Here is a 21,037-nt window from a genome sequence, read left to right on the forward strand (position 1 = left end):
TAATTCAGGCCTATATGCCCTGGCCATGGTTTGCCGCGCCATGGTTGCCGCTGTTCAGCTCTTCCGCCCGCGCTTTTCGCTCGGCCACCAGGCCGAGATAGTGCATGGCCACCATCGAGCCGGCGATCGCCGTTATATCGGCGTGATCATAGGCCGGCGCAACCTCGACGACGTCGGCGCCGACAATATCGACCTGGCCGAGCTGGCGCAGCGTCGACAGGATTTTCGCCGAGGACGGTCCGCCGGCAACCGGCGTGCCGGTGCCGGGCGCAAAGGCCGGGTCGAGGCAGTCGATGTCGAAGGTGAGATAGGTCTTCCTGCCGCCGGTGCGGTCGACGATCGCATAGGCGATGTCGGAAGCCCGCATCTCCTCGATCTCGTGACCGTAAAGGATCTTGATGCCGAACGTATCGGGGGCATGCGTGCGGATGCCGATCTGGATCGAGCGATCGGGGTCGATGATGCCTTCATTGACGGCGCGGCCGACGAACGAACCATGGTCGATGCGCTTGCCATCGTCAGGCCAGGTGTCCTGGTGCGCATCGAACTGCACCAGCGCCAGCGGCCCGTGGATGGCGGCATGTGCCTTGAGCAGCGGCCAGGTGACGAAATGATCCCCGCCGAGCGACAACAGGAAGGCACCCGATTTCAGGATCTTCGCCGCCTCGCGCTCGATCGTGCCTGGTGTCTTCTGGTGATTGCCCGAATCGAGCAGGCAATCGCCATAGTCGATGACGGCGAGATGCTCGAACAGGTCGCGCGAGAACGGATATTGCGGGTCGTTGTCGAGGATCGCCGAGGCGCGGCGGATCGCCTGCGGCCCGAAGCGCGCGCCCGGCCGGTTGGTGACGGCGGCATCGAACGGAATGCCCCACACGACGGCGTCCGCGCCCTTTGCATCCTTGGTGTATTTGCGCCGCATGAACGACAGCGCGCCGGCATAGGTCGGCTCGAAGGAAGGCCCCGTCTTGGAGCGGGCGGTGAAGGCGTTATCGATGGTCTGGTTCGCCATTACGGGTCCTTCTTTGTTCATCGGGCTGCCACAACTACAGAACCGGCACGCAAGATGCCAGTCACAGCTTGGCGAAGGACTTGTATCGCCAAGGTGCAAGGCCCGGCGGCATCCTCTCCGGCGGCCGCGGCGATGAACTGGCGGTGCGGGCCGGCATGCCGGCCGAGACCACGGTTTCTGGGCCGAACGCGGCGCCACCATCATCCAGACCGACGAACCGAAGGCTGCCATTGGCTGGCTGGGGGCCAACGGGTTTAGGGTGCCTTATGTGGATGAGGCGAAGCCGGCCGAGCCGCGAATACGGCGAGTATCATTGGAGCGGAGGCTGGAGCTGCAATCTCCCTCCTTGAGGGGGAGATGGCCGGCAGGCCAGAGGGGGTCGCCTCGCGTGGAGCGCTAACCTCCCTCTGCCACTGAGAAAAGGTCCAGCCCGGTCGAACCGACCCCCTCTGTCGCCTTTGGCGACATCTCCCCCTCGAGGGGGGAGATTGCTCGCGCTTCACGCCGCTTTCGCCACCCCATCCAATTCCCTCAGCACATCAGCCGACAGCTCCAGTTCCGCCGCCGCCAGGTTCTCTCTCAAATGCCCGACCGACGACGTCCCCGGGATCAGCAGGATGTTCGGCGAGCGGCGCAGCAGCCAGGCGAGCGCGACCTGCAAGGGTGTGGCGCCGAGCCGCGCGGCCACATCCGACAAGGTCGACGACTGCAGCGGGCTGAAACCGCCGAGCGGGAAGAACGGCGTGTAGGCGATACCGGCGCGCGCCAGTTCATCGATCAACCCGTCGTCGTCGCGATGCGCCAGATTGTACTGGTTCTGCACGCAGACGATCTCGGCGATCCCACGGCCTTCCTCGACCTGCGCTGGGGTGACGTTGCTCAGGCCGATATGGCGCACCAGACCCTTGCGCTGCAGTTCGGCAAGCGCGGTCAACTGCGGCTCGATCGAGCCCTCGGCCGGACCCATCACCCCGAACATGATGCGCAGATTGACGACATCCAGCACCTCAAGGCCGAGATTCCTGAGATTGTCGTACACGGCCTGCTCTAGTTCCTTGGCGGAATAGGCAGGCAGCCAGGAGCCGTCGCTGCCGCGCCGCGCCCCGATCTTGGTGACGATGACGAGGTCTTGCGGATAGGGCGCCAGCGCTTCGCGGATCAGCTGGTTGGTGACATGCGGGCCATAGTAGTCGCTGGTGTCGATGTGGTTGACCCCGGACGCCACCGCTTCGCGCAGCACTGCAATGGCCGCGTCATGATCCTTCGGCGGACCGAAAACGTGCGGGCCGGCAAGTTGCATGGCGCCGTAGCCGAGCCGTTTCACGGTGTGGCTGCCGAGGGTGAATGTGCCGGATTTTTGGATGGTGGACATGGTCGGTCTCCTTTGAGGAGGCGAAGATAGACGCTGCTCAACCTCGGGATAATAAGGTACAATCCGTACAGCTTGTGCGGAATGGCGAACAATGATGGACCTTGGCGATCTGAACGCTTTCGTGACGGTGGCGCGTGCCGGCGGTTTTCGGGAAGGGGCTCGCGCCAGCGGCGGCAGCGCGTCGGGCCTGAGCGAAGCGGTGCGCCGCCTGGAGACGCAGCTCGGCGTCAGGCTGTTCAACCGCACCACACGCAGCGTTGTTCCAACCGACGCAGGCCTCAGCCTCTTGGGAAGGCTTGGCCCGGCGCTGTCGGAGGTGGAGGCGGCCCTCGACGTGGTTAATGGCTTTCGCGACAGGCCGGCCGGTTCGCTGCGCCTCAACGTCCCGGTCAGCGCCGCGCGGCTGATATTGCCCGACATCGTTCCGGGCTTCCTCGCCGCCTATCCCGGCATTCGGCTGGAGGTCATCGCCGATGAGAACTTCGTCGACGTGTTGGCGGCCGGCTGCGACGCCGGCATCCGCTATGACGAGCGACTGGAGCAGGACATGATCGCGGTGCCGATCGGACCGCGCGTCCAGCGCTTCGCCACTGGCGCCAGCCCCGCCTATCTCGATCGCCATGGGCGGCCGCAGCACCCGAGCGATCTGCTTGGCCATGCTTGTCTGCGCGGCCGTTTTGCCAGTGGTTCGATGCTGCCGTGGGAATTCGAGCGCGACGGCGAGGTGGTGCGGGTCGACACGACGGGGCCGTTGATCGTGCGCATCGGCGGGGCGAGCGATCTTGCCGTCCATGCGGCGATTGCCGGCAGCGGCATCGTCGCTCTCTTTGAAGGGTGGCTTCGCCCTCACTTCGAAAGCGGTGACCTGGAGCCCGTGCTCGAACCATGGTGGCAGAGCTTTCCCGGGCCATTTCTGTACTATCCCGGACGGCGTCTGGTTCCGGCGCCGCTACGGGCGTTTATCGATTACATCAAGGCCGGCAAGTTCTGAGACTTGAACCGAGGCCGGCGCCATCACCCCACCCGGCGCTTCGCGCCGACCTCCCCATCGAGGGGAGGTAGGGTGCCGCGTTTTTATGGTCGAACTGGTTTGCTAGCCGCTGGACCATCGTGGATTGTCCGGGCGGCAAAACTGCCGCGACCTCCTACCTCCCCTCGATGGGGAGGTCGGCGCGAAGCGCCGGGGGGGGGGACTGCCGAGACCCAAAAGAAAAGGCCGCCCGGAGGCGGCCTTTCGATGTCTGGAACGTCGCAGCGCTTAGCGCTTCGAGAACTGGAAGGAACGGCGGGCCTTCGCCTTGCCGTACTTCTTGCGCTCGACGACGCGGCTGTCGCGGGTCAGGAAGCCGCCCTTCTTGAGCACGGCGCGCAGTGCCGGCTCATAGTAGGTCAGCGCCTTGGAGATGCCGTGACGAACGGCACCGGCCTGGCCGGACAGGCCGCCGCCGATGACGGTGGCGACGATGTCGTACTGGCCGGCGCGGTTGGAAGCGATGATCGGCTGGTTGAGGATCATCTGCAGGACCGGACGCGCGAAATAGGTCGCGAATTCCTTGTCGTTGACGACGATCTTGCCCGAACCCGGCTTCACCCAGACGCGGGCGATGGCGTTCTTGCGCTTGCCGGTGGCATAGGCGCGGCCCGACTTGTCGAGCTTCTGGACATGGACGGGTGCTGCCGGCTGGGTATTGGTGTTGCCGGTGGCGGCGCCCAATTCTGCGAGCGAGGAAAGCTCAGCCATCTTATGCAACCTTCTTGTTCTTGGCGTTCAGCGCGCCGACGTCGAGGGTGACGGGCTGCTGGGCGACATGCGGATGTTCCGTGCCTGCATAGACGCGGAGGTTCTTCATCTGGCGACGGCCGAGCGGCCCGCGCGGGATCATGCGTTCGACGGCCTTCTCGACGACACGCTCGGGGAAACGGCCCTCGAGCAGCTGGCGCGCGGTGCGCTCCTTGATGCCGCCGGGGTGACCGGTGTGCCAGTAATAGACCTTGTCGGTGAACTTCTTGCCGGTGAACACCACCTTGTCGGCATTGATGACGATGACGTTATCGCCGTCGTCGACATGCGGGGTGAAGGTGGGCTTGTGCTTGCCGCGAAGATGATTGGCGATGACAGTGGCGAGACGGCCGACGACGAGACCCTCGGCGTCGATCAGCACCCACTTCTTCACCACATCCGCAGGCTTCTGCGAAAAGGTTGCCATGGATTTCTGCTTTCGATTTTGACCTTCCGAAGAAGGCGTTTCTTGTTGCTTGGATTGGCGACAAGGCACTTGCCCGCCGCCAATAACAAAACGGCGGCCTTTGCGGGCCGCTGCTTCGTGACGGCTTATAGGCGAGGGGAGTGGGCACGTCAAGGCGCAGGAAACGCACGTCTGCTCGCAAAGTGTAATAAAAACAAAGGTTTGACCAAAAGGTATTATTTTACCACATCGGCGGCGCGCTTCGGCGGGATCGAATAGGTGCCGGTCGCATGCGCTACCGTGTGTCCCTTCGGTCCGGCAACGATGTCGATATCGAACACCATCAGGCTCTTGCCCAGCTTCAGGATGCGGCAATGGCCGTCGATCGGGCCGGCCTCGCCCTTGCGGACGAAATTGATGTTGAGGTTGACGGTAACCGAAAGCGCATCCGGCCCGGCATGGCTGAGCACGCAGACATAGCCGCCAATGTCGGCCAGCGTGAACAGCGAGGGCCCGGACACCGTGCCGCCGGGCCGCAAATGCCGCTCGTCGGCATTGAGCCGCACCGTGCAGCCGCCCGGAAACACATCGAGCGCCTCATACGACGTGAACTCGTCGTTGAGCTGCGGGTAGACGCTGGCCATCAGCGCATTGACTTCAGCCGCCGTCAGCACCGGCTTGAGATTATCCTGGGCGGGCATGTCGGTCTCTCGTTCTATGCCGGGCCTGTATGAACGCAATGATGCGCTTCTGGCAACACCTCTGGCGCAAGCGATGGGTGTTGATGAAACTCGATCCGATATTAGATAGTCTGGCGGCGCCCGGCGGAATCGCGGAGACCCTTGTCATGGCCGAAATCCTTTCGATCAAACCTGTTGCCATAGACGGGCCGGTCATCGCCGGGCTGGACAAGGGCGTGCTGCGCCTGACGCTCGCCAATCCGCCCGCCAATGCCTTGTCGCTTTCCGTCATGGCGGCATTGAGCGCCGAGCTCGACCGTGCCAAGGCCAACAAATCGGTCCGCGTCATCGTCTTGGCGGCCGCCGGGAAAGTCTTCTGCGCCGGTCACGATCTCAAGGAAATGACCGCGCGCCGCGCCGACGCCGACAAGGGCAAGGGGTTTTTCGAGCAGACATTTTCGGCTTGCGCGGCGTTGATGCAGCAGATCGTGCGCCATCCGCTCCCGATCATCGCCGAAGTCGATGGCCTAGCCACCGCTGCGGGGCTGCAACTGGTTTGCAGTTGCGACCTCGCCATTGCCTCGCATGAAGCGACCTTCTGCACGCCGGGCGTCAATATCGGCCTGTTTTGTTCGACGCCGATGGTGGCGCTGTCACGCAACGTGTCTCACAAGCACGCCATGGAAATGCTGCTCACCGGCGAGACCATCGATGCCGCAACCGCCAAGGAATTCGGCCTGGTCAACCGCGTCGTGCCGCGCGAATACCTGAATCAGATCGTCACCAAATACGCGCAAACCATTGCCTCCAAATCATCTCTGGTGGTCAAGACCGGCAAGGAAGCCTTTTACGCGCAGGCCGAGATGGGGTTGGCGGACGCGTATGCCTATACCGGCCGCGTCATGGTCGAGAACATGCTGGCCCGCGACGCCGAGGAAGGCATCGGCGCCTTCATCGGCAAGCGCAAACCGGAATGGACGGACGAATAGGTTTTCGATCCATGGAACCGCGCATCTCCATCATCACCATCGCCACCGACGATCTCGAGCGCGCCGTGCGCTTTTACGAAGGCATGGGCTTGAAGCGCCACGCCGGCATCACCGATGGCGTCGCCTTCTTCCAGATGGGCGGCGCCATTCTCGGCCTGTTCCCGAGGCCAAGCGCCGAGGAGGATTCAGGCATTGCCTTCGCCGCAGCACCGTCGGCGGTCTACCTCGCCTACAACACCCGCTCAGATGCCGAAGTCGACGACGTGCTGGCGGCCGCCGAGAAGGCCGGCGGCAGGATCGTCAAGCCGGCAGGCCGCGCCTTCTGGGGCGGCTGGTATGGATATTTCGCCGATGCCGACGGCCATGTCTGGGAAGTCGCACACAATCCGGCCTTCCCGATCGCGGATGACGGCACCATCTCGCTGCCGGACTGAGCGCCCGCATGGGCTATCGCAAGCAACTGACCCGGCTTAAGGCGCCTTATCTCAAACGCATCCTGATTGACCCCGAGCGCGTGGAAGATTGGGAAAAATATCCATGGAACCTGCCGCTGTTTCGCGGCCGTGAATTCGAGCTCGAATTCACCACGCCGATCACCATCATTGTCGGTGAAAACGGCACCGGCAAATCGACACTGCTGGAAGCCATCGGCGCGCTGGCCGGTTACGACGAGGCCGGCGGCGGCAAGGGCTATCGTCCGGTCGATCATTCCATCGCCATCGACAAGAGCGGTGCGGCACTGGCGAATACATTCCGCGGCCACTGGCTGCCAAAAGTCACCGCCGGCTGGTTCTTTCGTGCCGAATCTTTTTACTCGGTCGCGCGCTATCTCGACCAGGCGGCACTCGAAGACCCGTTCGGACCGCCGCCGCCGGACTTTCTATCGTGGTCGCATGGCGAAGGGTTCATTCGCTTTTTCGAGGAGCGCTGCCGCCGGCAAGGCATCTACATCCTCGACGAGCCCGAAAGCGCGCTGTCGCCGTCGCGGCAGATCGAATTGTTGAAGATGCTGCGGCGCATGGACCAGTCAGGCACGGCGCAAGTGATCATGGCGACGCATTCGCCGCTGCTGATGGCTTGTCCCGGCGCGCGGCTCTTCCGAATCAGCCGTTTCGGCCTCGATCCGACCGATTTCACCGATACCGATCATTTTCGCATGATGCGCGACTTCTGCACGGACCCGCAGTCCTTTATGGAGGAAGCACTGAGGGAGACCGACGAGTGAATCACGATAGCTACGACAATGCCTATATCGGCGGCATCCTCAATTCTGTGAAGACCATCGCCATGGTCGGCGCGTCGGCCAACGATGTCAGGCCGAGCTTTTTCGTGCTGAAATATCTGCTGGCCAAGGGCTTTTCGGTGTTTCCGATCAATCCGGGGCAGGCCGGCAAGGAAATCCTCGGCCGCATGACCTATGCCAGCCTTGCCGATCTGCCGGAGCCGGTCGACATGGTCGACATCTTTCGCGCCTCTGCATCGGTGCCCGGCATTGTCGATGAGGTGCTGAAGCTCGACCCCTTGCCGAAGGTGATCTGGATGCAGCTTGGCGTGCGCGACGACGAGGCGGCCGCGCGCGCCGAGGCGGCCGGTATCAAGGTGGTGATGAACCGCTGCCCGAAGATCGAATATGGCAAGCTGTCGGGCGAGATCGGCTGGACCGGCGTCAACTCCGGTGTGCTTTCGTCGAAGAAGCCGCTGATGCGGTCGGGATTCCAGAGTTTCGGTGTGCGCCAGAAGTAAGGCAGTGAATGGTGAATGGTGAATAGAAGGATTTTCCTGGAAGCCGGGTAATGCGGAATATGAGCGGCTTGCAATCAAGGTGGGACTGGCCGACTTTGCGACCACCATTCATCGCTCACCATTGACCATTTCATCATTCACACGTTTACCGCTCAGGGAGGTTTTCGATGACCCGCACGCCCGGTTTCAACACGCTCGCCGTCCATGCCGGCGCCAAGCCCGACCCGGCAACGGGCGCACGCGCCACGCCGATCTACCAGACGACCTCCTTTGTGTTCGACGATGCCGACCATGCCGCCTCGCTGTTCGGGCTGAAGGCCTTCGGCAACATCTACACCCGCATCATGAACCCGACCCAGGCGGTGCTGGAAGAGCGGATCGCGGCGCTCGAAGGCGGCACGGCTGCACTTGCCGTTGCTTCCGGCCATGCCGCACAGGTGATCGTGTTCCACAATCTCATGCGGCCTGGCGATAATTTCGTCGCCGCCACAAGGCTTTACGGTGGTTCGATCAATCAGTTCGGCCATGCCTTCAAGAATTTCGGCTGGGAGGTGCGTTGGGCCGACACCAACGACATCTCCACTTTCGAAAGCCAGATCGATGGCAAGACCAAGGCGATCTTCATCGAGAGCCTGGCCAATCCCGGCGGCACCTTCGTCGACATCGAGAAGATCGGCGACATCGCCCGCAAGCACGGCTTGCCGCTCATCGTCGACAACACGCTGGCCTCGCCCTATCTGGTGCGGCCGATCGAGCATGGCGCCGACATCGTCGTCCATTCGCTGACCAAGTTCATCGGCGGCCACGGCAATTCGATCGGCGGCGCCATCGTCGATGGCGGCACGTTCGACTGGTCGAAATCCGGCAAATATCCGATGCTGTCGGAGCCGCGCCCCGAATATGGCGGCCTTGTCCTGCACGAAACCTTCGGCAATTTCGCTTTCGCCATCGCCGCGCGCGTGCTTGGCCTGCGTGACATCGGCCCGGCGATTTCGCCGTTCAATGCCTTCCTGATCCTGACCGGGCTGGAGACCTTGCCGCTCAGGATGCAGCGCCATTGCGACAATGCGATCACCGTAGCCGGCTGGCTGTCCAACCACCCCAAGGTCGCCTGGGTCAACTATCCCGGCCTGCCCAGCGACAAGAACAACGCGCTGCAGAAGAAATACTCGCCGCAAGGCGCCGGTGCTGTCTTCACCTTCGGCCTGAAGGGCGGCTACGAGGCCGGCATCAAGTTCGTCGAGGCGCTCGAACTGTTCTCGCACCTCGCCAATGTCGGCGACACCAAGTCGCTGGTCATCCATCCGGCATCGACCACGCATCGCCAGCTTTCCGACGAGCAGAAGGTCAAGGCGGGCGCGGGACCGGACACGGTCCGGCTTTCCGTCGGCATCGAGGATGTCAACGACATCGTCGCCGATCTGGAACAGGCTTTGACCAAGGTTTGATTTTTTGTAGTGAGTAGTGAGTAGTGAGTAGTGAGTAGTGAGTAGTAGTCGGTATTCACCATTTAGCAGTGATTAGTGATCAGCCACCCGCTCGAGGGAGCGCTTTCCGCTCACTACTCACTACTCACTACTCACTAGTCACTACTCACTGCACTACTCACTAGTCACTAATCTGTTGGAGGCAAACCCTGTCCGCGCATTACTTGGCAATATCGACCGACAGCGTCGACGCCGAACATGGCGCCCCGGCGCCGGATCGTCTGATTGCGGGCGATCCGAAGTTCCGCACCTGGAATGTCGAGGAGCGCGATGGCCGCCTCTATGCCGGCATCTGGGAAGCGACGCCGGGCAAATGGCGCATCGAATATGACGAATGGGAGTTCTGCCACATCCTGTCCGGCGTCTCGGTGGTTGCCGAGGATGGCGGCGAGGCGCGCACGGTGCGCGCCGGCGACAGCTTCGTGCTCAGGCCAGGCTTCAGGGGCAGCTGGGAAGTGCTTGAAACGACCCGCAAGGAGTATGTGATCAAGCTCTGACGCTCGCGGCGCGCTTGGACTTCACAAAAGCCGATCGATGTCAGTGTCGGAAAAGCCGTATCCGCTCATCATCTCCCTGTGCCAGGGACTTCCAAGCAAATCACTGAGACATGAATCGACGCGCTGGAGCAGGGTGGCACTGCCTTTGGCGAGAGCGAAAGCGCCGGGCGCTGGCTGTTTTTCGACTGCCGGGACGTCGACGACGTCGAGAGGCGCGTCGGGTCGCCGGCTCAGATAGCCGCGATGCGCGAGCGCTGCACTCGCATAGGCATGCACCACGCCGGCCGCGACGGCGTTAGCTGCTTCGGCCTGAGTGGCAAATATCCTTAGCCGTTCGGGCTGAATAGCGTTTTGCAGGGCCGTCCGGTGCTGGATCTGGCCCGATATGACGCCGATCAGCGCCGTCCGATCATTGGCGACGGACCGATAGCCATCGAAGGCGCGGGGATTGTCTTTCGCGACCAGCAATCCATTCGCCAGCATCCAGATCGGCCTTGTGAAGTCGACCAGCTTCCGGCGGTCGTCGGAAATGAACAGGCCGGTGGTTATGTCCCACCGATCTTCGGCAAACCCAGGCAGCAGCTCGGCAAACTCGGTCTCGATGGGCAAAAGTTCCAGCCCGAGCGTCAGGCAGACCCTCTTGGCCAGTGGGCATCGCTGCCGCCCAGACGTCCCGATCCGTCGATAAAGCAGAAGGGTGGTTCCTGTAGAAAGGCGAATCTCATTTTCTCGGGCATGCGTCGGCTCCGCCGTCCTCACAAGCTCACAATGAGCTTTTCCAGCCCATGAAAATGATAGGTGTCGCGGAAGCGCGGCTGCTCCGCAAGATGGAGTTGCGGCTGCCGCTCGAACAGGGTTTTCAGCGACACCTGCAATTCCAGCCGCGCCAGCGGCGCACCAATACAGAAATGGATACCGGCGCCGAACGAGACATTCTTCTGGTCTGGTCGGCCGGGCCGGAAGGCGCCAGGTTCGGCAAAGGCAAGCGGATCATGATTGGCCATGCCGAGCAGCAGGCCGACCGTCTCGCCCGGTTGTACGACAACCCCGGATGTCACCTCGACCTCCTGATAGGCGTAGCGGGTGAACATGTGCAGCGGCGCGTCGAAGCGCAGGCACTCCTCGACCGTCGCAGCGGTTGCTTCCGGCGAGGTGAAGAAACGGCCGGGGTCGCCGCCTTGCGCCAGCAACGTGCGCACGGCGTTGCCGGTTTGATGGACGGTCGCCTCGTGGCCGGCATTGAGCAACAGGATGGCGGACGAGACCAACTCGTCTTCCGACAGCTTTTGGCCATCCTCTTGTGCCGCGATCAGCAGCGATAGCAGGTCGTCGCCAGGCTTCTTCCGCCGCTCGGTGACATAGCCGCGCAAAAAGTCGGAAAAATCGTGCGCGGCGCGATTGGCCGCTTCCTCGGTCTCGCGCGTCCGGCCATGCATGTACATGGCCACCATCCGGTGCGACCAGTCGAGCAGTTGCGGCCCCATTTCGACCGGCACACCGAGCATTTCGGCAATGATGGTGATCGGCAAAGGTGCGGCGAAGCTGGGCAATAGATCGACCTGGCGCGGTTCGAAACGGTCGATCAGCTCATTGGCCAGCGCCTCCACGCGCGGCCGCAGCCGCTCGACCTGGCGCGAGACGAAGGCGCGGTTGACCAGGGTTCTGAGCCTGGTGTGCACCGGCGGCTCCAGCTCCAGCATCGAATTGCTCTCGATGCCGTCGAAAGCGGCCAAATGCGAGCGATCCTCGCCGATGCCGCGGCTGTCGGGAATGCCGGCCGGGTTCTGGCGACCGAAGCGGCGGTCGCGCAACAGCCGGTTGACGTCGTCGAAGCCGCCAAAGCACCAAAAGCCGAATTCCTCCCAGAAGAAGGCATTCGATGCGCCATGCAGGACGGCATAGGCGTCGTAGGGGTTCTGGAAAAACGCCGGTTCGTGCGGATCGAGCCGCAGGCGGCGCGTGGCTGGATCAAAGGCGAGGTAGGGCGGCATGGATGTGGTCATGCCAGACCATTACCGCGGCTTGCCGGCTTGGTGCCAGACCGGATGTTGGCACCCGACGGCCCTATGGATTGAGCCAACCGAGGCGGACCTCGGCGAAGTACCGAAGTCTAATCCTCGCAATGCCTGGCAATATGCACGCGGCGCCAGCTGGTCGAGCCTTCCTGCACCACCACCCGGCGCGCCATCCTCTGGTATGACGGCGCTATCTGGGTGACGTGCCGCCGCTCGGGCCGCACCAGCACTTCATGGGCGACGCTCTCATATTCGGCCGGCAGCACAACCCGGCGGGTGCGCTCCGGTTCAACCACCACTGTTTCGGCCACACGCGCGTAGCGGGCCTTGCGCCACACCTTGCACAGCACCTTGCGGCCGTGGATGACGCGCCATTCCCAGGCATAGCCGCCATCGTCGACCTGGACCGTGCGGTAAACGGTGCGGGTTCTCGCCGGTACGATGTCATAGGTGACTCGGGGCGGCGCGATCTGCTCGACGCGCTCCATGGTGCCATAGATCGGCGGATCATAGTCGACCAACTGCCCGCCGGGACTGACCATGACGTCTTCATAGACGGTGTCATAGAGCGCCGGCCTGTGCACCGGCTCATAGCATTCGGCGGCCCGGCCGCCGGCAACCGCATCGGACACCATGCCGAGACCGGCAAGGCCGGAAATGGCGAGGCAAACAGTTTTCCTGATCATGGCACTCCCCCTGTTTGAACGCGAGAAGGTGAGGTTCAACGTTGAACTGTAGGGGATGGTTCTCCGGGGGAAAGCGGTTTCGCCGCGTTTCGTTAAGCGACGGGGTTAAGGAATTGCTACACCGCAAAAACGCCGTTGGCCGCCTTCGGGCTTCCCTTGCGCGGAAACCTTGATTCGACTTAACCAGATGGCTAGGAGGAGGCGGCCTTGCGCTAGGGTGAGCCGGCATCCTATTTACATTCTAACCATCAAGAACCGATTCTGCCCGATGTTCCGGCGCCGGAATCCCCATCTCCAAAAAGGGTAGTCCATGAAGAACCCCGTCGAAACCTACATGAACCTCGTTCCGATGGTGGTCGAGCAGACCAATCGCGGCGAGCGGGCCTACGACATTTTCTCGCGCCTGCTGAAAGAGCGCATCATTTTCATCACCGGCCCGGTCGAAGACGGTATGGCGACGCTGGTTTGTGCACAGCTTTTGTTCCTCGAGGCCGAGAACCCGAAGAAAGAGATCAATCTCTACATCAACTCGCCGGGCGGCGTGGTGACCTCGGGCATGGCGATCTACGACACCATGCAGTTCATCAAGCCGGCGGTGTCGACGCTGTGCATCGGCCAGGCGGCGTCGATGGGCTCGCTGCTTCTGACCGCCGGCCACAAGGACATGCGTTTTGCCACGCCGAACGCCCGTATCATGGTTCACCAGCCTTCCGGCGGTTTCCAGGGCCAGGCCTCCGACATCGAGCGGCACGCGCAGGACATCATCAAGCTGAAGCGCCGCCTCAACGAGGTCTACGTCAAACACACCGGCAAGAGCTACGAAGACATTGAAAAGACGCTTGACCGCGACCATTTCATGACAGCCGACGAAGCCAAGGATTTCGGCCTCATCGACAAGGTCATTTCGTCGCGCGAGCCGGTCGAAGGCGCTGCGGCATAATCGCTGCATGGCAGTTGGGTGGCGGGATAACGCGCTTTTGCTGGGATTTGCGGCATTTCGGCCACAATTGGCTGTTCCCTCGGTGGATGGGATTGCCTACGTTAAGGCTATGTTGATTTTCGACGGCTTAGCTTTGTGCAGGGTTGGCGCGAATCATTGCGACGTTTTCTGATTTGTGTTTCGTACGGAATGCGTTGCGGGAGCCGGGACACTGGCGGCGGCGAATTCCCGCGATAGATAGAATATGCGCCCTTTCAGCCAGACCATCGGCGGGCGGCCATGAAAGGACAGGAAAATGAGCAAAGTCGGCAACAACAGCGGTGATTCGAAGAACACGCTTTATTGCTCGTTTTGCGGCAAAAGCCAGCACGAGGTGCGCAAGCTGATCGCCGGCCCAACGGTGTTCATCTGCGACGAGTGCGTCGAGCTATGCATGGACATCATCCGCGAGGAGAACAAGACCTCGATGGTGAAGTCGCGCGAGGGCGTGCCGACCCCGCAGGAGATCCTGAAGGTTCTTGACGACTATGTCATCGGCCAGCCCTACGCCAAGCGCGTGCTGTCGGTGGCGGTCCACAACCACTACAAGCGCCTCGCGCATGCCGGCAAGAACAACGACGTCGAATTGGCGAAGTCCAACATCCTGCTGATCGGCCCGACCGGCTGCGGCAAGACGCTGCTTGCCCAGACGCTGGCCCGCATCATCGACGTGCCCTTCACCATGGCCGACGCGACGACGCTGACCGAAGCCGGTTACGTCGGCGAGGACGTCGAAAACATCATCCTGAAGCTGCTGCAGTCGGCCGACTACAATGTCGAGCGCGCCCAGCGCGGCATCGTCTACATCGATGAAATCGACAAGATCTCGCGCAAGTCCGACAACCCATCGATCACCCGCGACGTGTCGGGCGAGGGCGTGCAGCAGGCGCTTCTGAAGATCATGGAAGGCACCGTTGCCTCCGTGCCGCCGCAGGGCGGCCGCAAGCATCCGCAGCAGGAGTTCCTGCAGGTCGACACCGCCAACATCCTGTTCATCTGCGGCGGCGCCTTCGCCGGGCTGGACAAGATCATCTCGGATCGCGGCAGGAAGACTTCCATCGGCTTCGGCGCCATCGTCGCTTCGCCCGAGGATCGCCGCACCGGTGACGTGTTCCGCCTGGTCGAGCCCGAGGATCTCTTGAAGTTCGGCCTCATCCCCGAGTTTGTCGGCCGTCTGCCGGTCCTGGCGACGCTGGAAGACCTCGACGAGCCGGCTCTGATCCAGATCCTGACCGAGCCGAAAAACGCGCTGGTCAAGCAGTATCAGCGGCTGTTCGAGATGGAAAGTGTCGACCTGACCTTCCATGAGAATGCGCTGTCGGCGATCGCCAAGCGCGCCATCGAGCGCAAGACCGGCGCCCGTGGCCTCCGCTCGATCATGGAAGCGATCCTGCTCGACACCATGTTCGAACTGCCCGCCCTGGAAGGCGTGCGCGAAGTGGTGATTTCGGAAGAAGTGGTGACCGGCAGCGCCCGGCCGCTCTACATCTATTCCGAGCAGAAGGAAAAGAAGGGCAACGTCAGCGCCTGATCTGGCATCTGGCCTAACCTTTTTATGGAACGGCGCCCGCGGGGCGCCGTTTTGCTGTGGTGAGGTACCGATCCTTGTGACGGAGTGGATGAACGAACGTGTCGACCCTTGATCTTTGCCCCTCGTGCATCCAACTAACATCGGAAGGCCGTGGTGCCGAATTCTGTGCTGTAAAACTCCCGTCACAAACGGTGGTAGGCGGAACGATCCTCGGTCGTTAATATGAGATTCGCGGTTGGCTCGATTAGCGGCCGCGACATGAAAGGTTGGACAATGGCCAAAATATCCAAGGCTCCCAGCGACGGCGTCTTCGCAGTCCTCCCACTGCGCGACATCGTGGTGTTCCCGCACATGATCGTTCCGCTCTTTGTCGGGCGTGAAAAGTCGATCAAGGCGCTGGAAGAGGTTATGGGTCAGGAAAAGCAGATCCTGCTTGCCACCCAGATGAATGCCGCCGATGACGATCCCGAGCCCGATGCGATCTTCGACATCGGCACGCTCGCCAATGTGCTGCAATTGCTGAAGCTGCCCGACGGCACCGTCAAGGTGCTGGTCGAAGGCGCGTCGCGTGCCAAGATCGTCTCGTTCACCGACCGTCCGGACTTCCACGAAGCTACCGCCACGGCGCTGGTCGAGCCGGAGGAGGAAGAGGTCGAGGTCGAGGCGCTCGCCCGTTCGGTCGTCACCGACTTCGAAAACTACGTCAAGCTGAACAAGAAGATCTCGCCTGAAGTGGTGGGCGCCGCCAGCCAGATCGACGACTATTCCAAGCTCGCCGATACGGTTGCTTCGCACCTCGCCATCAAGATCCCCGAGAAGCAGGAGATGCTGGCCACGCTGTCCGTCAAGGAACGGCTGGAAAAGGCGATGGGCTTCATGGAAGCCGAAATCTCCGTCCTGCAGGTGGAGAAGCGCATCCGCTCGCGCGTCAAGCGCCAGATGGAGAAGACGCAGCGCGAATATTACCTCAACGAGCAGATGAAGGCGATCCAGAAGGAGCTCGGCGAAGGCGAGGACGGCCGCGACGAGGCCGCCGAGATCGAGGCGCGCATCAAGAAGACCAAGCTCTCCAAGGAGGCCCGCGAAAAGGCGGAAGCCGAGTTGAAGAAGCTGCGGACGATGTCGCCGATGTCGGCGGAATCGACCGTCGTGCGCAACTACCTCGACTGGATCCTGTCGATCCCGTGGGGCAAGAACTCCAAGGTCAAGCAGGACCTGGCGTTTGCGCAGAACGTGCTCGACACCGATCATTTCGGCCTCGACAAGGTCAAGGACCGCATCGTCGAGTATCTCGCCGTGCAAAGCCGCCAGAAGAAGCTGAAGGGGCCGATCCTGTGCCTCGTCGGCCCTCCCGGCGTCGGCAAGACCTCGCTCGGCAAGTCGATCGCCAAGGCGACCGGCCGCGAGTTCATCCGCATGGCGCTTGGCGGCGTGCGTGACGAGGCCGAGATCCGTGGCCACCGCCGCACCTATATCGGCTCGATGCCCGGCAAGGTCATCCAGTCGATGAAGAAGGCCAAGAAGTCCAACCCGCTCTTCCTGCTCGACGAGATCGACAAGATGGGCCAGGACTTCCGTGGCGATCCGTCATCGGCTTTGCTCGAGGTGCTCGATCCCGAGCAGAACTCGACGTTCATGGACCATTACCTCGAGGTCGAATACGACCTATCGAGCGTGATGTTCGTGACGACGGCGAACACACTGAACATCCCTGCGCCCCTGATGGACCGCATGGAGATCATCCGTATCGCCGGCTACACCGAGGACGAGAAGATCGAGATCGCCAAGCGTCACCTGATGCCCAAGGTGATCCGCGATCATGCCCTGCAGCCGAAGGAATTCTCCGTCGGCGAGGACGCGATCCGCGGCATCATCCAGACCTACACCCGTGAAGCGGGCGTCAGAAGCCTGGAGCGCGAGCTGATGAAGCTCGGGCGCAAGGCGGTGACCGAGATCCTGAAGACGAAGAAGAAGACGGTGAGCATCACGGCGGCGAACCTCGCCGATTACCTCGGTGTTCCGCGCTTCCGCTTCGGCCAGGTCGAGGCTGACGATCAGGTCGGTGTCGTCACCGGTCTTGCCTGGACGGAAGTCGGCGGCGAGCTGCTGACGGTCGAAGGCGTCATGATGCCCGGCAAGGGCCGCATGACGGTGACCGGCAATCTGCGCGACGTGATGAAGGAATCGATCTCGGCGGCGGCCTCTTATGTCCGCTCGCGGGCCATCGATTTCGGCATCGAGCCGCCGCTGTTCGACAAGCGTGACATCCACGTCCACTTGCCCGAAGGCGCCACGCCGAAGGACGGTCCGTCTGCAGGTGCTGCCATGGCGACGGCCATCGTATCTGTCATGACTGGTATTCCGGTCCGGGCCGATGTGGCGATGACTGGCGAGATAACGCTTCGCGGCCGCATCTTGCCGATCGGCGGCCTCAAGGAGAAACTGCTCGCCGCACTGCGCGGCGGCATCAAGAAGGTGCTGATCCCGGAAGACAACGCCAAGGATCTGGCGGAGATACCGGACAATGTGAAGAACGGTATGGAGATCATTCCGGTCTCACGTGTCGGCGAGGTTCTGAGGCACGCGCTGGTGCGCATGCCGGAGCCAATCGAGTGGGTCGAGCCAGTCAATCCGCCGGCTTCCACCGATACCGTTGACGATGCTGGAAAGTCGCTTGCACATTAGAAACTACTAAAGTTGCAGTGCACAAAGAGAGAGCCGGGCCTTGAGCCCGGCTTTTTCATGTGAAAAACCCACCATTTCCGGGCTTTTTTCAACTTTTTTCCGGCTTTTTGACTTGGGTTTGCGAGCGCTTCTTTCTAAAGTCCCTCTCCTGCCGGATGAGTCGAAAGTTCCGGTTTTCTCATGGAAGGGAATTTTTATGAACAAGAACGAACTGGTTTCCGCTGTCGCTGAATCCGCGAGCATTTCGAAGGGTGACGCACAGTCGGCGGTTGAGGCGGTGTTCTCCGTCATCACTGGCGAACTGAAGAAGGGCGGCGATGTACGGCTCGTCGGCTTCGGAAATTTCACCGTCTCCAAGCGTGCGGCATCGACTGGCCGCAACCCGCAGACTGGCGCGGAAGTGAAGATTCCGGCGCGTACCGTGCCGAAGTTCTCGGCCGGCAAAGGCCTCAAGGACGCGGTCAACTAAAAATTTTTCAGAGAATGTTGAAAAGCCGGGTTCGCCCGGCTTTTCTTTTGCCTCGATGGCGGCAGGCCGTCAGCCCGCTGAGGCGAGCCTTCAGCCCACCGGCGCATCCGCGCGCATCAGGCCTTCCTGCTTGAGGTCCGCCCACAGCGCCGCAGGCAGCTTGGCATCGAGCAGGGCGCGGTTGCTTTCGACTTCACTCGGCCGCTGGCCGCCGGGGATGACCGACACCACGGAAGGGTGCAGCAGCGGAAACTGCAGCGCCGCCTCGATCAGCCTGACGCCATGGCGCTGGCAGACGGCCTCGATGCGCCCGACGCGATCCATGATGTCCCTTGGCGCCTCGGAGTAATTGTAATAGGCGCCTGGCTTCGGCCCGGTCGCCAGGATGCCGGAATTGTAAGGACCGCCGAGAACGATGCCGATGCCGCGTTGCTCACAGAGCGGCAGGAAGGTGGCAAGCGCTTCCTGTTCCAGCAGCGTGTAGCGCCCGGCCAGCAGGAACAGGTCGAAGTCGCCACGCTCCGCCAGCGTCTGGCAAACCTCCCATTCGTTGATGCCGCCGCCGAAGGCCTTGATCACGCCCTGGTCGCGCAGCGCAACCAGTCCGTTGTAGCCCGAGGCCATGAATTCCTCGATGCGCTGGTCTGACGCCTCCTTGCTGCCATGGGTGAAGATGTCGAGGTCATGGACGAAAAGGATGTCGATGCGGTCGACGCCAAGCCGTTCCAGCGACGCCTCGAACGAGCGCATGACGCCGTCGTAGCTGTAGTCGTAGACCTCCTTGCGCGTCGGTGTGTCGAAGAACTTGCCGATGCCGGTTCGTTCCTCCGGCGGGCAGGCGCGCAACAGGCGACCGACCTTGCTCGACAGCACATAATCGTCGCGCTTCCTGCCGCGCAGGAAGGCATTGAGCCGTGTTTCGGCAAGGCCCAGGCCATAGAGCGGCGCGGTGTCGTAGTAACGGCAGCCGGTCGCCCACGCCGCCTCCAGCGTGGCGTTGGCATCCGCATCGGGGACGGCGCGGTAAAGGTTGCCGAGCGGCGCGCTGCCGAAGCCAAGCTCGGTGAAGTCGAGGCCGCCATTGCCGATGCGGTCGAAATGCCGTGTCTTCATGTCGTGCTGATTTCCTGGATTGATTGTCTGACATGACACTATCACGCCGCTGGCTCAGCAAAAGCCGCCATGGCCGTTGGACAGGCATTTTCGCGGTGATAGCATGAACAAAAACAAGCCTTTTTCCGAAAGCGCGCAACCCGAAATCACCGGCCACAAACCCAGCCGGACAGATGGGACTCTCATGACGAATGCCGGCTCGGATATGTTTTCGACCGCCCTGCAAGAGCTGGGCGCCGTACTGGCGCGCGTCGACGAAGCCGGCATCGACACCGCCTGCGAAACCCTGGCCCGCGCGCAAAAGATCGTCGTCTATGGCTGCGGCCGCGAGGCCTTGCAGCTCAAGGGTTTCGCCATGCGCCTCTATCACCTTGGCCTTGAGGTGTCGGTGGTCGGCGACATGAACACACCACCGCTTCGCCCAGCCGATGTCTTCCTGGTCAGTTCCGGCCCGGGCGAGACGACGACGGTGCTTACCTTGATGCAAGTCGCCCGCCAGGCCGGCGCCACCGTGCTTTTGCTCACCGCCGAGGCAGGCAGTAGTGCGGTCGCGCTTGCCGACTTCACCTTGCTGATCCCGGCGCAGACCATGGCGCGTGACCAGGGGCCACAAAAGACATCGCTGCTGCCGATGGGCTCGGTCTTCGAAGGGGCGCTGTTCCTGCTGTTCGAGGTGATGGTGCTGAAGCTCAAGGCGCTGACCGGCCAGTCGTCCGAGGCCATGCGCACCCGCCACACCAACATGGAATAGATCATGCGCTACGAACTGATGTTGCCGCACCAGATCCGAAAGGCGATCGCCGAGAACTGGCCGGTCGCTCTCCCGCTCGGCGTGCTCGAATATCACGGCGAGCACATGGCTGTCGGCATGGACACGCTGGCCGTCGTCAAGACGCTGGAGCTCTACGAGAAGGAGGCCGACATCGTCATCCTGCCGGCTTTCTACTACGGTGCGGCGAGCTATGTGGTGGCAGCACCTGAAGGCAACGGCTCGGTGCAGGTCGGCGGCAACCAGCTGGCGCCGTTCGCCGAAGAATTGTTCTACAGCCTGCTGCGCATCGGCTTTCGTAACATCAACGCCATCATCCACCACCAGACCGAGAACTTTGCCGCCGGCATGCCGACCGATCTCGCCTTCAAGGCCGCCGGCCGCCAGGCGATTTTCCGCTTCCTCGAGAAGCAGCGCGGCGAGGGCTGGTGGGGCTCAGACGAGATGGCCGATTATTATGCCGGGCACGCCGCCGGCGAGAATTTCTTCAACTGGGTGCAGGTGCACCCGCTAATGTCGGCTGCCATGAACGGGAAGTATCCGTTCGATCACGCCGGTGTTGGCGAGACATCATTGATGCTGGCACTGTGTCCGGAAGCGGTCGATGCCGGGCGTTTTGGCGAGAATACCGCGTGGTATACGGCGAGTGCGCCGGAGGCCTCGGCGGAGCTGGGGCGAAAGGGTGTGGCGATGATCATGGATCACCTGAGGGCGATATTGGGGCGCTAGCAGACAAAGTCGCTCTGTAGCGATCCTTCACACCCCCCCCTCTGTCCTGCCGGACATCTCCCCCGCAAGGGGGGAGATCAGATGTCATTTCCGCT

The 21,037-nt window shown here is 62.2% G+C and carries 22 protein-coding genes and 1 pseudogene; 14 read left to right on the plus strand and 9 right to left on the minus strand.

Annotation, left to right across the window (positions count from 1 at the left end; genetic code table 11):
• Positions 1–10: 10 nt before the first annotated feature.
• Positions 11–1,012, minus strand: a complete 1,002-nt coding sequence (gene speB, locus NKJ77_RS20965; RefSeq protein ID WP_023669405.1) for an agmatinase — start codon at positions 1,010–1,012, stop codon at positions 11–13.
• 98 nt (positions 1,013–1,110) lie between these two features.
• Between speB and NKJ77_RS20970 the strand changes: the two are divergent.
• Positions 1,111–1,327 (plus strand): annotated as a pseudogene (locus tag NKJ77_RS20970) (glycerophosphodiester phosphodiesterase family protein); the annotation flags it as partial.
• A 184-nt stretch (positions 1,328–1,511) separates the two neighbouring features.
• Here the strand turns inward: NKJ77_RS20970 and NKJ77_RS20975 are convergent.
• Entirely contained in the window at positions 1,512–2,384 is an 873-nt protein-coding gene (locus NKJ77_RS20975; RefSeq protein ID WP_352535702.1) for an aldo/keto reductase family oxidoreductase, read from the minus strand.
• A gap of 91 nt (positions 2,385–2,475) precedes the next feature.
• Here NKJ77_RS20975 and NKJ77_RS20980 point away from each other — a divergent pair, with 91 nt between their 5' ends.
• Positions 2,476–3,375 carry a LysR family transcriptional regulator gene (locus NKJ77_RS20980; RefSeq protein WP_023834211.1) on the plus strand — a complete coding sequence of 300 codons (900 nt, stop codon included), beginning with the start codon at positions 2,476–2,478 and terminating at the stop codon, positions 3,373–3,375.
• A 267-nt stretch (positions 3,376–3,642) separates the two neighbouring features.
• Here NKJ77_RS20980 and rpsI read toward each other — a convergent pair whose 3' ends face one another.
• From rpsI to NKJ77_RS20995, 3 genes are all read right to left on the minus strand, one after another.
• On the minus strand, positions 3,643–4,125 hold the full coding sequence (gene rpsI / locus NKJ77_RS20985; protein WP_023669408.1) for a 30S ribosomal protein S9: 483 nt from the start codon (positions 4,123–4,125) through the stop codon (positions 3,643–3,645).
• Position 4,126: 1 nt separating this feature from the next.
• Positions 4,127–4,591, minus strand: a complete 465-nt coding sequence (gene rplM, locus NKJ77_RS20990; RefSeq protein ID WP_023669409.1) for a 50S ribosomal protein L13 — start codon at positions 4,589–4,591, stop codon at positions 4,127–4,129.
• 215 nt (positions 4,592–4,806) lie between these two features.
• Positions 4,807–5,271 (minus strand): PaaI family thioesterase, encoded by a 465-nt coding sequence (locus NKJ77_RS20995; RefSeq protein ID WP_352535703.1) that lies wholly within the window; start codon positions 5,269–5,271, stop codon positions 4,807–4,809.
• 146 nt (positions 5,272–5,417) lie between these two features.
• Between NKJ77_RS20995 and NKJ77_RS21000 the strand changes: the two genes are divergently transcribed.
• From NKJ77_RS21000 to NKJ77_RS21025, 6 genes are all read left to right on the plus strand, one after another.
• A complete protein-coding gene (locus tag NKJ77_RS21000; RefSeq protein ID WP_023689473.1) occupies positions 5,418–6,239 on the plus strand; it encodes an enoyl-CoA hydratase in 822 nt (273 codons plus the stop codon).
• 11 nt (positions 6,240–6,250) lie between these two features.
• Entirely contained in the window at positions 6,251–6,673 is a 423-nt protein-coding gene (locus NKJ77_RS21005; protein ID WP_023689472.1) for a VOC family protein, read from the plus strand.
• An 8-nt stretch (positions 6,674–6,681) separates the two neighbouring features.
• Positions 6,682–7,464, plus strand: coding sequence for an AAA family ATPase (locus tag NKJ77_RS21010; RefSeq protein ID WP_023736498.1), 783 nt, complete (start codon positions 6,682–6,684; stop codon positions 7,462–7,464).
• Entirely contained in the window at positions 7,461–7,982 is a 522-nt protein-coding gene (locus NKJ77_RS21015) for a CoA-binding protein (RefSeq protein WP_023711525.1), read from the plus strand. The genes NKJ77_RS21010 and NKJ77_RS21015 overlap by 4 nt, the downstream gene beginning before the upstream one ends.
• 167 nt (positions 7,983–8,149) lie before the next feature.
• A complete protein-coding gene (locus NKJ77_RS21020; RefSeq protein WP_023743587.1) occupies positions 8,150–9,430 on the plus strand; it encodes an O-acetylhomoserine aminocarboxypropyltransferase in 1,281 nt (426 codons plus the stop codon).
• Between the two features lie 203 nt (positions 9,431–9,633).
• A complete protein-coding gene (locus NKJ77_RS21025; RefSeq protein WP_488505273.1) occupies positions 9,634–9,966 on the plus strand; it encodes a cupin domain-containing protein in 333 nt (110 codons plus the stop codon).
• Positions 9,967–9,987: 21 nt separating this feature from the next.
• Here NKJ77_RS21025 and NKJ77_RS21030 read toward each other — a convergent pair whose 3' ends face one another.
• The 3 genes from NKJ77_RS21030 to NKJ77_RS21040 all read right to left on the minus strand — a co-directional run bounded on the left by NKJ77_RS21030 (position 9,988) and on the right by NKJ77_RS21040 (position 12,667).
• Positions 9,988–10,575, minus strand: coding sequence for a transporter substrate-binding domain-containing protein (locus tag NKJ77_RS21030; protein WP_352535704.1), 588 nt, complete (start codon positions 10,573–10,575; stop codon positions 9,988–9,990).
• Between the two features lie 146 nt (positions 10,576–10,721).
• Positions 10,722–11,969: a cytochrome P450 gene (locus NKJ77_RS21035; RefSeq protein WP_352535705.1), complete on the minus strand. Its 1,248-nt coding sequence runs from the start codon at positions 11,967–11,969 to the stop codon at positions 10,722–10,724.
• 107 nt (positions 11,970–12,076) lie between these two features.
• Positions 12,077–12,667 carry a hypothetical protein gene (locus NKJ77_RS21040; protein ID WP_023697418.1) on the minus strand — a complete coding sequence of 197 codons (591 nt, stop codon included), beginning with the start codon at positions 12,665–12,667 and terminating at the stop codon, positions 12,077–12,079.
• A gap of 310 nt (positions 12,668–12,977) precedes the next feature.
• Between NKJ77_RS21040 and clpP the strand changes: the two genes are divergently transcribed.
• From clpP to NKJ77_RS21060, 4 genes are all read left to right on the plus strand, one after another.
• Positions 12,978–13,607, plus strand: coding sequence for an ATP-dependent Clp endopeptidase proteolytic subunit ClpP (gene clpP / locus NKJ77_RS21045; RefSeq protein WP_023682306.1), 630 nt, complete (start codon positions 12,978–12,980; stop codon positions 13,605–13,607).
• A gap of 295 nt (positions 13,608–13,902) precedes the next feature.
• A complete protein-coding gene (gene clpX / locus NKJ77_RS21050; protein ID WP_023682305.1) occupies positions 13,903–15,177 on the plus strand; it encodes an ATP-dependent Clp protease ATP-binding subunit ClpX in 1,275 nt (424 codons plus the stop codon).
• A gap of 273 nt (positions 15,178–15,450) precedes the next feature.
• On the plus strand, positions 15,451–17,862 hold the full coding sequence (gene lon, locus NKJ77_RS21055; protein WP_023682304.1) for an endopeptidase La: 2,412 nt from the start codon (positions 15,451–15,453) through the stop codon (positions 17,860–17,862).
• A 196-nt stretch (positions 17,863–18,058) separates the two neighbouring features.
• The gene (locus tag NKJ77_RS21060; protein ID WP_023669423.1) at positions 18,059–18,331 is read left to right on the plus strand and encodes an HU family DNA-binding protein; all 273 of its coding nucleotides are present in this window, start codon (positions 18,059–18,061) and stop codon (positions 18,329–18,331) included.
• 90 nt (positions 18,332–18,421) lie between these two features.
• On the opposite strand, the gene NKJ77_RS21065 is transcribed toward NKJ77_RS21060, so the two are convergent.
• Entirely contained in the window at positions 18,422–19,444 is a 1,023-nt protein-coding gene (locus NKJ77_RS21065; RefSeq protein ID WP_023669424.1) for an aldo/keto reductase, read from the minus strand.
• Between the two features lie 184 nt (positions 19,445–19,628).
• Between NKJ77_RS21065 and NKJ77_RS21070 the strand changes: the two genes are divergently transcribed.
• Both NKJ77_RS21070 and NKJ77_RS21075 read left to right on the plus strand, forming a co-directional pair.
• A complete protein-coding gene (locus NKJ77_RS21070; RefSeq protein WP_023689464.1) occupies positions 19,629–20,195 on the plus strand; it encodes an SIS domain-containing protein in 567 nt (188 codons plus the stop codon).
• Positions 20,196–20,198: 3 nt separating this feature from the next.
• A complete protein-coding gene (locus NKJ77_RS21075; RefSeq protein ID WP_023711519.1) occupies positions 20,199–20,942 on the plus strand; it encodes a creatininase family protein in 744 nt (247 codons plus the stop codon).
• Positions 20,943–21,037: the final 95 nt, after the last annotated feature.

Origin of the sequence: Mesorhizobium sp. M0052 (assembly GCF_040323255.1) — a bacterium.
Lineage (GTDB): Bacteria > Pseudomonadota > Alphaproteobacteria > Rhizobiales > Rhizobiaceae > Mesorhizobium.